Source organism: Nocardia neocaledoniensis (genome assembly GCF_029868625.1).
GTDB lineage: Bacteria > Actinomycetota > Actinomycetes > Mycobacteriales > Mycobacteriaceae > Nocardia > Nocardia neocaledoniensis_A.
The window spans coordinates 1-10,572 of the sequence record NZ_JARWOJ010000271.1; the positions used below are offsets into that span (position 1 = coordinate 1).

The window sequence follows — 10,572 nt, forward strand, 5'->3', positions numbered from 1 at the left end:
CCCCCCCCCCCCCGGCCGCGCGCCCGCCCCCCCCCCCCCCCCCCCCCCCCCCCCCCCCCCCCCCCCCCCCCCCCCCCCCCCCCCCCGCGGCCGTGTTCATCGACGTTTCACCGGCTCCGCGCGTCCCGGTCGCCCGCCTGAACGAGAGACCAACGGCGCCTTGCGTTTCGTCCGGGGCTACGCGGCGAGTTCCTCGGCCAGGACGGCGACGGTCGCGCGGATCTGCTCCTCGGTATGACAGGCGGTGACGAAGAAGCGCAGCCGCGCGAGGTCCTCGGGCACCGCCGGGTAGATGATCGGATTGACGTTGACGCCCCGGCGCAGCAACGTGTTCGACAACCGCATCGTGCGCAGCGAGTCGCCGACGATGCACGGGATGATCGGGGTGTCGGCGCTGTCACCGGTATCGATTCCGGCCGCGCGGGCCAGGCTCAGGAACAGTCGCGCGTTGCGCCGCAGCCGCGCCAGCGGGGCGGGGTCCGCGCGCAGCTGCCGGATCGCCGCGGCGGAGGCGGCCGCGTTCATCGGTGTCATGCCGACGCTGTAGACGAACCCGGGCGTGGTGTATTTCAGGAAGCGGATCAGCTCCGCGCTGCCCGCGACGTATCCTCCGCAGCCGGCCAGCGCCTTCGACATCGTCCCCGACCACAGTTCGACATCGCCGCGATCCACCCCGAAGTGTTCGCCGATGCCGCCGCCGTGCGTGCCGAGCACGCCGATGCTGTGTGCCTCGTCGATCATGAGCAGCGCCCGGTGCCGCTTCTTGATCTCGATGATCGCGGGCAGGTCGGGGATGTCGCCGTCCTGGCTGTAGACGCCCTCGATGAGGATCAGGACCCGGCGGTAGCGGGGGCGGAGTTCGCCGAGCAGCCGGTCGAGGGCGGCGTGGTCGTTGTGCGGGAACGGGCGTCGCGTCGCACCCGACAGCACGCATCCCTGCAGGATGCTGTCGTGGGCGAGGCTGTCGTGGATCACCAGGTCGTCGGGGCCGACCAGGTGGCCGATGACGGTGACGTTGGTGGAGTGACCGCCGACCAGCGCGATGGCGTCCTCGGTGCCGAGCAGTCCCGCGAGTTCGGCTTCGAGTTCGCGGTGTACCGGCTTCTCGCCGGAGAGCACCCGGCTGGCCGAGCAGGAGCTGCCGTAGCGGGCGACGGCGTCCTGCACGGCGGCGACGACGGCCGGGTGCCCGGAGAGGCCGAGATAGTTGTAGCTGGAGAAGTTCACCACCGGGACTCCGTCGATCATCGAGGTGTCGCGGGTGACGCCGTCGTTGACGAGGAAGTACGGATTGTCCAGGCCCAGCGCGGCCGCGCCGGTGAGCCGGTCCTCGATCGCCCGCACCTCGGGGAAGTCGGCGATCCGGTATTCGGCAGTGACGGTCCGCGCGACCGGTTCGGACAGTGCGGGGCGCGGCTCGGCGACGCCGGGTCCGTCGGCGATCGACGCCGTGTCGGAGACGACCTGCGCCGCGACGGGTTCTCCGGCGACCTGCGCGGTGACATACGCGACGACGTCACCGAGCGTGGTCGCCGCGCTCGGCCAGGACGGGTCGATCCGCACACCGGGGAGCTTGCGCATCAGCCCGCCGAACAGGTCAGCCAACATCATGGAGTCGAATCCGAGGGCGCCGGTGAGTGTTTCGGCATCGCGGAGCCGGTCGACGGCGTACCCGCTGACCCGTCCGCATTCCGCGCGCACGATGTCGGCGGCAGCGCGTCCGTCCATCGCGGAGGTGGTGCGTGGCGACGCGACGGTCTCCGCCGGGGTCGCGGCGCCACCCGGGGCGCTCCTCGCGACGCCGCCAGGCGCGCTGGTCGCGGTCGCGCCCGCCGCCAGGTTCGCCAGCAGTGCGTTCTGTTCGCGGAAGAGCGCGATCATCTGGTCCATGGTGGTGTCCTCGGCAGGGGTGGCGGGTGGGGTGAGGGTGGTCGGTTCGATCCAGAAGCGGTGTTCGGTCGAGAAGTCGTAGCCCGGCAGACGACGGCGGACGCGCTGCGCGGGCTCGTAGAGGTGGTCCCACTCGGGGTCGAGGCCGTCGCGGTAGAGCGCGGCGACGGTCTCGGCGAGTTCGCGGCCGGTCGCGCCGGGCCCTCCGCTCGGTGCCAGGCAGCGCGGCCGCAGGTCGGGGCCGACCAGCGGCGTGAGCATGCGGCGCGGGCCGATCTCGACGAGGTGGGTCGGTTCGGTCGCGACGGCCGCGGCCAGCGCGTCACCGAAAAGCACGGTGGCGCCGACGTGTTCGACCCAGTAGTCGGCGTCCATCGGCTCGTCCGCCGCGAGCAGCCGTCCGCGCACGGTCGAGTAGACCGGCAGATCCGGTGCGCGATACGAGCATTCGGCGGCGACGGCCGCGAACTCGGCCAGCATCGGTGCCATCAGCGGACTGTGGAAGGCATGGGACACGGTCAGCGGCTTGGTGATCACCGCGCGCTCGCCGAGCTGGGTCCTGATCCGGCCGATCGCGGACGTGGCACCGGAGAGGACCAGATCCGCGGGCCCGTTCACGGCGGCGACGGCGACCTCGGGTTCCGCGGCGAGGAGATCGGCCACACAGTCGTGCGCTGCGCGGACCGCCAGCATCGCACCGCCGTCGGGCAGCCGCTGCATCGCGCGGCCACGGGCGACGACCAGCCGGCAGGCGTCCGCGAGGTCGAGCACACCCGCCACCACCGCGGCCGTGAACTCGCCGATGCTGTGGCCGAGCACCCAGGCCGGGCGCACACCGGCATCCGCGAGGGCCTGCGCCAGTGCGAATTCCATGGCGAAGATCGCGGGCTGGGCGAGTTCGGTGCGGTCGAGGTCGGCGGTGTCGTCGAGCAGCAGCGTCCGCACCGAACGGCCGAGCGGAGCGGCCATCGCCGCGTCGACGGTGCGCAGCGCGCGCCGGAACGCCCCGCTCTCCGCATCGAGCCGCCGAGCCATCCCGGCGAATTGTGAGCCCTGCCCGGTGAACATCCAGCCGACCCGGACCTGCCCCGCCACCCCGGTCTCCGCACCGGCGCGCAGCGCGGCGAGCGCCGCGTCGCGGTCGGCGGCGACGATCGCGAGCCGATGACGGCCGGTCGACTTGACCCGATTGCTCGTCCAGCAGACCTGCGCGAACCGGTCCGCCGGCAGCGACCGCAACGCCGCCGCGAAACGAACCGCGTTGCGCTCCAGGCTTTTCGCACTGTCGGCCGACAGCGTGAGGACCCCGCCGCCGCCCGCAGCCGCCTCGGCCTCGTCCGACGCCATCGGCGCCGCATCGGCCGGTGCGCTGGCCAGCACGAGGTGCGCGTTGGTGCCGCCGATGCCGAAGCCGCTGACCCCGGCCACCGCGGGTCCCGCCAGCGGCATCGGCTCGGCGAGCAGGCGCAGTCCGTGCCTGGCCAGCTGCAGGCGCGGGTTCTCCCGGTCGGCGAATCTCGTCGGCGCGACCACGCCGTGGTGCAGGCTCAGCGCGACCTTGATCAATCCGGCGACACCCGCCGCGCCTTCGGTGTGGCCGAGATTGCCTTTGATGGAACCGATTCCGCAGGGCCGGGCGCGGTCGCGCCCGTGCAGCGCACCCAGTGCCTTGACCTCGATCATGTCGCCGAGGACGGTCCCGGTGCCGTGCGCCTCGACGAAGTCGACCGACCCGGCCTCGATCCCGGCTCGGCGCGACGCTTCGGCGATCACCTGCTGCTGTGCCCATCGGCTCGGCGCGGTGATGCCGTTGCTGCGGCCGTCGGAATTCACGGCGCTGCCCTTGATCACCGCGTAGATCGGCAACCCCGCGGCCCGTGCGTCGGCCAGGCGGCGCAGCACGAGCACCGCGACGCCCTCGCCGCGCACGATCCCGTCGGCGTCGGCACTGAAGGGTTTGCAGCACGCGTCGGGCGCCGAAAGTCCCGCCTGGGTGTAGAACACGCCGACCGCGGGCGTGAGCACCAGGTTCACGCCACCGGCGACGGCCTGATCACAGTCACCGGCGGCCAGTGCGGCACAGGCCAGATGGACCGCGACCAGCGACGACGAGCAGGCCGTGTCGACCGCCAGGCTCGGACCGCGCAGGTCCAGCTGATACGACAGCCGGTTGGCCGTCATGAAGTAGCCGTTGCCCGAACCGTGCTGCGGGGTGATCGCCGCGTAGTCCGACATCTGCAGGTTGGCCCACTCATTGGCCATGACACCGATGTAGACGCCGGTGCGCGAACCGGATTGGGCCCGTGGATCGAGCGTCGCGTCCTCGAACGCGCGCCAGCTCGCCTGCAGCAACAACCGCTGCTGGGGGTCCATCGTCTCGGCCTCGTGCGGGGTGATCCCGAAGAACTCGTGGTCGAAGGCGTCGGCGTCGGCGATGAATCCGCCGCGGTGGGTGTTGATGGTCCCCGGCCCGCCGGCCGGATCGTGGAAGTCCTCGGCGCGCCAGCGGTTCGACGGCACCGCCGAGATCGCGTCGCGGCCGTCGAGCAGCAGCTGCCACAGCGCCGCGGGATCGGCCGCCTGGGGAAAGCGGCAATCCATCCCGACGATCGCGATGTCGCTCACGCTGGATCCCCTCGGCGTGCTCGGGCGGCCTCCGTGGTCACGCTCCGCTGCCGCCTCCGGCCGCTGACCGTTCACGCCGCGACCGCGAACTCGTCGGCGAGGAAGCCGGCGATCGCGACGATGGTCGGATAGTCGAAGACCAGGGTCGGGTCGATCTCCACGAACCAGCGGTCCTCGATCTCACCGCACAGCGACACCGCCGAGACGGAGTCCATGCCGAGTTCGGCCAGCGGGACCGACGGATCCACCTGGTGGGTGGCGCGGTCGGTGTAGTCGGCGACGCGTTCGACGAGCCAGTCCTGGATCGGCGACGGCGGGTGGGCGATGCTGCGGAACATGCTGGGCTCCTGGATCTTTCGGGGCGATCAGACGGTCAGCGCGCGGTCGAGCGCCGGTTCGAGGTCCTCGTGCAGCACCCGTTCGAGGCGGTGCGCGAGAAACGCCGCGCGCATCGAACCGCGCTGGACCTTGCCGCTGGTGGTGCGGTGCACCGCGCGGGCCGAGCGGGCGGCGAGGAGTACGACATTCGGCGCGGGCACGTCGAATCCGCGGGCCACCGCGCTCTTGATCGTGGCGCTCAGCTCGGCGAGGGTCGTGTCGCCGAGCAGTTCCGGGCGCACGCCCTGCAGTACGACCAGGCGCTCGCGGCCGAGCACGTCGACCGAGACCACCGCGCCGGCGTTGCCCGCGAGGGCGGGATGCAGATCCTGGACGAGTTCCTCGACGTCGGCCGGATGGATGTTGCGGCCGTTGACGATCAGCAGATCCTTGAGCCGGCCCGCGACGAACAGCTCGCCGCCGCGTAGCAGGCCGAGATCACCGGTCCGCAGGAACGGGCCGTCGGCACCGAGCCAGGCGTCGAAGACCGCGCGGGTCTCGGCGGGCCGGTTCCGATATCCGGCGGCGACGCTGTCCCCGCGTACCCAGATCTCGCCGGTCGCGCCGTCCGGAAGTTCCGTGCCGGTCGCGGGATCGACGATGCGGAGCTCGAGCCCGTCGGCCGCGTATCCGCAGCTGACCAGCGGCGCGTCACCCGCCCGGTCGTAGTACGCCGGTGCCGACCCGATCCGCGTCGAGGCGGCCAGCAATGTCACCTCGGCCAGACCGTAGGCGGGCACGAAGGCGGTGGGACGCAGCCCGGCGGGCGCGAACCGCGCGAGAACGGCCTCGATCGTGCGGGCCCGCACCGGTTCGGCCCCGCTCAGCGCGGCTTCCAGGCTGCTCAGGTCGAGTTCGGCGAGTTGCTCGTCGCCGACCCGGCGCAGGATCAGGTCGTAGGCGAAGTTGGGGGCGGCGGTATAGGTCGCCCGGTATCGGTCGATGGCCTGCAACCAGCGCACCGGGCGTTTGATGAACGTCGTCGGCGCCATGAACACCAGGTTCGCGCCCGCGTAGGCGGCGCCGAGCAGCATGCCGATCAGGCCCATGTCGTGGAACTGCGGAATCCAGCTGACGCCCGTCGAGTCCGCGGTGATCCCCCGCGCGGCGATCGCCGCCTCGTTGTGCAGCAGATTGCGGTGCGTGACGACGACGCCCTTGGGCGTCCCGGTGGATCCCGAGGTGTACTGCAGGAAGGCGATCGTGCCCGGGTCGAGGTCGGGAATCCGCCAGGCGTCCGCGTCGCCGAGCGGCCGGTCGGTGGCGACCACGGTCGCGCCGGTGGCCGTCTCGACGAGCGCGACGAAGTCGGTGGTGGTCAGCACGAGTTCGGCCCCGGAGTCGGCGATGACGCCGCGCACCCGCTGCGCGGCCCGCTCCTCGTGTGGCAGTGGCGCGGGGACCGCGACGACACCGGCGTAGAGGCAGCCGAGGAAGGCCCGCAGGAAGGCCATGCCGTCGAGGTAGAGCAGCACGACCGGTCGCGCGGCCTCGGGACGCTGGGACAACCACTGGGCGAACGCGCGGGCGTCGCGGTCGAGCGCGCGGTAGGTGACGCTGTCCTCGACCAGCTCGCGGCCGGATTCCCGCAGGTAGACATAGCGGCGGTCGTCCCCGTAGCGCTCGAACTGCTGCCGGACGTGGTGTACGTAGCTGGCCTGCATGGCGTCCTTCCGCGGCGGGATCTTCGGGGCTGGTTACTACTCTGCGCCCCAACGCGGTACCCCGGAAGTGCCCTCAGGGCCGGGTTGCCGAACCCTCAGGGTGGGTCGTCATACCCCCTGGGTGGAGCGGGAATCGCGTTGACAGCCGGGGCCCGCTGTGGCCTCCTTGGCGGGTGGGGACCACCGCCGCGATCCGTCTCGCCGCCACCGCCGATCTGCACCTGCGACCCGCCGTCGCCGGCAAGTTCCGGCCCGGCTTCCTCGACCTCGATCGCCACGCCGATCTGTTGCTCCTCGGCGGTGATCTCACCGAGGGCGGCACCGCGGCGAATACCGAGTTGCTCTGCGCCGAACTCGCCGACCTGCCGGTCCCGGTGATCGCCGTGCTCGGCAACCACGACCACGACGAGGACCGCGGCGCGGACATCACGCGACGGCTCACCGACACCGGAGTCGTTGTCCTCGACGGCGATTCGACGACGCTGACGATCCGCGGGCACCGGATCGGGATCGCCGGGGTGATGGGCGGCTCCGGCGGGTTCCCCGATCATCCCGGCGATCCGGACCGGGGGTCGGCCGAACATCGGGCCCGGATGCGCCGCGGCCCGGTCGACGCGGAGCGCCTACGGCGGGCCCTCGACAGCCTCGACTGCGCCACCCGGATCGCCCTGACCCATTTCGCGCCGGTCGTCGACACCCTCGCGGGCGAGCCGGTGCGCATCTATCCCGGACTGGGCTGCCATGCCCTGGGCGAGGCGATCGACGCGGGCCGCGCCACCCTCGCCCTGCACGGCCACGCGCACGCGGGCAGCGAGTGCGGACGAACACCGGGCGGCGTCCCCGTCCGCAACGTCTCCTACCCGGTGCTGCGCCGGACCTACGCGGTCTACGACGTCCCCGCCGAACCAGGCCTGTCTGCTGAATCGAGCGATCGATCAGGAGGTCACCCAGTCGGGGACCCACACCTCGACGTCGAGTTCCGGTTGTGACGCTCGCAGGAACTCACGCAGATCGGTCAGCACCGGATCCTGATGCTCGGCTCGCGAGAGCAGAACGTGCGGGTAGATCGGTGTCGGGTCGCGCAGGGGGATGCGCCGTAGGTCGTAGCTGTCAGGCCACAGGTACCGGTCGTCGGCGCCGACGAGGGTCGCGAGCGCGGCCGAGCTCGCCAGTGCGTCCATGAGGGCTTCGTCCCCGAAATCGGGGCCGAGCGCGTCGACGCTCAGCCCGAAATCCTCCGAGAGCGACCGGTAGAACCGCTCCCATTCCGTTCCCGCCCTGATGCCGGGAATCCAGATGCGGTGGCCGACCAGGTCGGCGGGCCGGACCTGGTCCTTCCCGGCCAACGGGTGGGCGGGGCCGACCAGGAGTTGCAACGGAACGTCCAGGAGTCGTTCGGCGCGGATCCCCGCGGGGACCTGGTCTGCCGGCAACGCACGGAACGAGGCGTCGAGGCTTCCTTCGAGCACGGCCCGGGTCGCCTGGGCGGCGTTCTCCTCGCCGAGTGCGACCGCGTCCAGGGCCATGCCCGGACGCGAGCGGTAGAAGCGGTAAACGGCCTGGGCAGGGGCGATTCGCCGGTTGAGGACGTCCACGCGCAGGGGCCGGCTGCCCGGGCGCACCGCGCGCTCCGCCTGCGCGAGCACCGTCAGAACCTTCTCGGCGTGCGGCAGGAAGACCTGCCCGTCGAGGCTCAGCCGCGATCCGCGGGAGGTGCGTACCAGGAGCCGGACGCCGAGCTTCTGCTCGAGACCGACGATCCGCTTGGAGACCGCCTGCTGACTGATCCCGAGCTCGTCGGCCGCGGCCTGGAACTGCCCGGCCTCGGCGACGGCCACGAATGTCCGTAGCGCTTCGATGTCCACGCCGCGACCCTACGGCCACAACCAACAGTTGTGTTCAGAGCGGATCGCACAGGTCACCGACGCGACCTCACGACTGAACGTGCTGCCGTTCAGCAACATCGACGACCGCGCGACACTACTTTCGGTTGTCTTCGGGAAGCCGTTGCCGGAGTCGGTGACGATCTACCCGCCCTTCTTCACCGAGTACGGCCTCGCCACGACGTTCGGGAAGAACGTCTTCGTCAACCAGGGCTGCACCTTCATGGACCACGGCGGCATCACCGTCGGTGACAACGTCATGATCGCTCCGCGGGTCAGCCTCATCACCGGCGGGCACCCGCTGCCGCTGGCCGACCGCTACGACTATGTCATCAGTGCCCCGATCGTGATCGAGGACGACGTCTGGATCGGAGCGGCCGCCGTGGTCACCCAGGGCGTGACCATCGGCGCGGGCTCTGTCGTCGCGGCCGGCGCGGTCGTGACCCGCGACGTGCCCGCACACACGCTCGTCGCAGGCGTGCCCGCCCGCGTGGTCAAGAGCATCGACTGACGTCTTCGAAAGCCCACACGACCGCGGGCCTGCCGGTCGCCTTCACCCGTCGTCGTTCGCCGGTGCGCTCCAGTCCCGGGATCGCGGCCAGCGTGCGGTTGAGGTTGGCCGGGTCGGGGCGGGTGCCGAACAGCGAGGTACTCAGCTCGACCGCACGGGTCGCGGGGAACTCCGCGCCGGCCAGTGCGCGCGTGAGGGTCTGGTCCTTCCAGAGCAGCGCGGCGAGCAGGCCGCGACTGGTGTCGACGATGCGGTTGTGGTCGAAGGCCAACGGGGGTACCGCATCGAATTCGACCCAGTCGGCCGGGCCCTCGTGTTCGGCGACCACGGCCCACATGGCGATGGACAGGGTCGGCCCGCGCGGATCACGATGCGGCTCATCGAAGGTGACGAGCTGACCGACCGCACCGATGGCCTCGAGCGGCACGCCGAGCTTGGTGTGTACGGCCCGCCGGGCGGCGTCGGCCAGTCGTTCGCCCCGGCCGAGCAGGACGCCGGGCAAGGCGAGTTCCCCGGTGAACGGCTCGAACTCGCGGGCGGCGATCCCGATCCGCACGGCGCTGTCGGCATCCCAGCACCGCAGCGTCACGACATCGATCGATACGACGGATTGCTCCACGTCGTGTCATCCTGCCGGACGCGCGGCCCCGATGGGAACCTACGGTGCCGACGGCAGGTGCACCGAAGCGGCGTGCCGCGACCCCCGCATCCCGCTGCCCGGCCGGGCCCCGCGGTCACCGGATCACCCGCGCGCCGCCGCGACCGCGGCGGCGACACCGACGGGTGATCGGCGCAGGACTCGGTCGCGCCGATCCGGGCCGTGGCCGGTGAGTACCACCGGTACGCCGAGACGGCGGCCGAGCCACCACGCCGGGTCGCCGACGACAGGTTCGAGGATCGGCGTCGCCACGAACAGCCGCTCGGTGAGCCGTCGCTGGTGGTCGAGATCACGCCACGGGCCGGGCACGAGCTCGGTGACGGCTCCCGCGTCGGTCTCGTACGCCACTGCGGCGCAGCCGGTTCCGGCCGCGTCGAGATGGTTGACCACCAATCCGTCGATCCCGCCGCACACCTCGACGGCATATCTCAGCAGGATCGGATCGAGGTGCCCCTGTCGGAAGACACCTTGATAGTGCCCCGTGTCGTTGTGCGGCTCCGGGTGGCCCAGCGGCGCTTCGGTCGGCAGCGGGCCGGCGCCGTGCCGGGTCATGTAGGTGCGGGTGACGCCCAGAACCCTTGCGGTGCCGCCGATTCCGGCGATCATGGCGCGGGCGTTGCGCGGCTCCACTGTCGACCAGGTGGTGTGCGGGTGCAGTCCGCGCCATTCGTCGAGCAGAACTCCCTGCGCGCCCTCGAAGACGAGCCTGCCCTGGGACGCCGCCCGCGCGAGCGCTGTGCCGTCGGTGACGCGCACCGCGGCGGCGAAGTCCCGGTACATCGCCACCAGCGCGTCGATCGACTCGTAGCCGTGCGCGCTGGGACCGATCAGCTCGTCGTACAGCGCGGGCCGCCCGGGGGGCCAGGCCCGGACTACGGCGCGGGGTGGACAGGAGGCGGCCGGCCGGGGCCCGGGTTGACAGGCGTTACCAGCGGGTTAACCGCTGGCGCCCCCCCCGGACAC

Annotated in this window: 8 protein-coding genes; 2 read left to right on the forward strand and 6 right to left on the reverse strand. The window is 71.8% G+C overall.

What is annotated here, in order from left to right; genetic code table 11:
* Nucleotides 1-177 precede the first annotated feature (177 nt).
* The 3 genes from QH270_RS20780 to QH270_RS20790 all read right to left on the reverse strand — a co-directional run bounded on the left by QH270_RS20780 (nucleotide 178) and on the right by QH270_RS20790 (nucleotide 6,557).
* Nucleotides 178-4,515 (reverse strand): type I polyketide synthase, encoded by a 4,338-nt coding sequence (locus tag QH270_RS20780; protein WP_280345068.1) that lies wholly within the window; start codon nucleotides 4,513-4,515, stop codon nucleotides 178-180.
* A 71-nt stretch (nucleotides 4,516-4,586) separates the two neighbouring features.
* Nucleotides 4,587-4,853 (reverse strand): acyl carrier protein, encoded by a 267-nt coding sequence (locus QH270_RS20785; RefSeq protein WP_280345071.1) that lies wholly within the window; start codon nucleotides 4,851-4,853, stop codon nucleotides 4,587-4,589.
* A gap of 27 nt (nucleotides 4,854-4,880) precedes the next feature.
* Nucleotides 4,881-6,557: a fatty acyl-AMP ligase gene (locus QH270_RS20790; RefSeq protein ID WP_280345075.1), complete on the reverse strand. Its 1,677-nt coding sequence runs from the start codon at nucleotides 6,555-6,557 to the stop codon at nucleotides 4,881-4,883.
* Between the two features lie 173 nt (nucleotides 6,558-6,730).
* On the opposite strand from QH270_RS20790, the gene QH270_RS20795 reads away from it, so the two are divergent.
* Entirely contained in the window at nucleotides 6,731-7,546 is an 816-nt protein-coding gene (locus tag QH270_RS20795) for a metallophosphoesterase family protein (RefSeq protein WP_280345077.1), read from the forward strand.
* On the opposite strand, the gene QH270_RS20800 is transcribed toward QH270_RS20795, so the two are convergent.
* Entirely contained in the window at nucleotides 7,493-8,422 is a 930-nt protein-coding gene (locus tag QH270_RS20800; protein ID WP_280345080.1) for a LysR family transcriptional regulator, read from the reverse strand. The genes QH270_RS20795 and QH270_RS20800 overlap by 54 nt on opposite strands.
* Here QH270_RS20800 and QH270_RS20805 point away from each other — a divergent pair.
* Entirely contained in the window at nucleotides 8,415-8,951 is a 537-nt protein-coding gene (locus tag QH270_RS20805; RefSeq protein ID WP_280345081.1) for a sugar O-acetyltransferase, read from the forward strand. The genes QH270_RS20800 and QH270_RS20805 overlap by 8 nt on opposite strands.
* Here QH270_RS20805 and QH270_RS20810 read toward each other — a convergent pair.
* On the reverse strand, nucleotides 8,935-9,570 hold the full coding sequence (locus QH270_RS20810; RefSeq protein WP_280345084.1) for an NUDIX hydrolase: 636 nt from the start codon (nucleotides 9,568-9,570) through the stop codon (nucleotides 8,935-8,937). The two genes, QH270_RS20805 and QH270_RS20810, sit on opposite strands and share 17 nt — an antisense overlap.
* A 123-nt stretch (nucleotides 9,571-9,693) precedes the next feature.
* The gene (locus QH270_RS20815; RefSeq protein WP_432420393.1) at nucleotides 9,694-10,389 is read right to left on the reverse strand and encodes an adenylosuccinate synthetase; all 696 of its coding nucleotides are present in this window, start codon (nucleotides 10,387-10,389) and stop codon (nucleotides 9,694-9,696) included.
* Nucleotides 10,390-10,572 lie beyond the last annotated feature (183 nt).

Excerpts from the sequence above, each read along its gene's own strand:
- QH270_RS20815 (WP_432420393.1), bottom strand. The coding sequence starts at position 10,389 with ATGTACCGGGACTTCGCCGCCGCGGTGCGCGTCACCGACGGCACAGCG.
- QH270_RS20790 (WP_280345075.1), bottom strand. The coding sequence starts at position 6,557 with ATGCAGGCCAGCTACGTACACCACGTCCGGCAGCAGTTCGAGCGCTAC.
- QH270_RS20785 (WP_280345071.1), bottom strand. The coding sequence starts at position 4,853 with ATGTTCCGCAGCATCGCCCACCCGCCGTCGCCGATCCAGGACTGGCTC.
- QH270_RS20805 (WP_280345081.1), top strand. The coding sequence starts at position 8,415 with ATGTCCACGCCGCGACCCTACGGCCACAACCAACAGTTGTGTTCAGAG.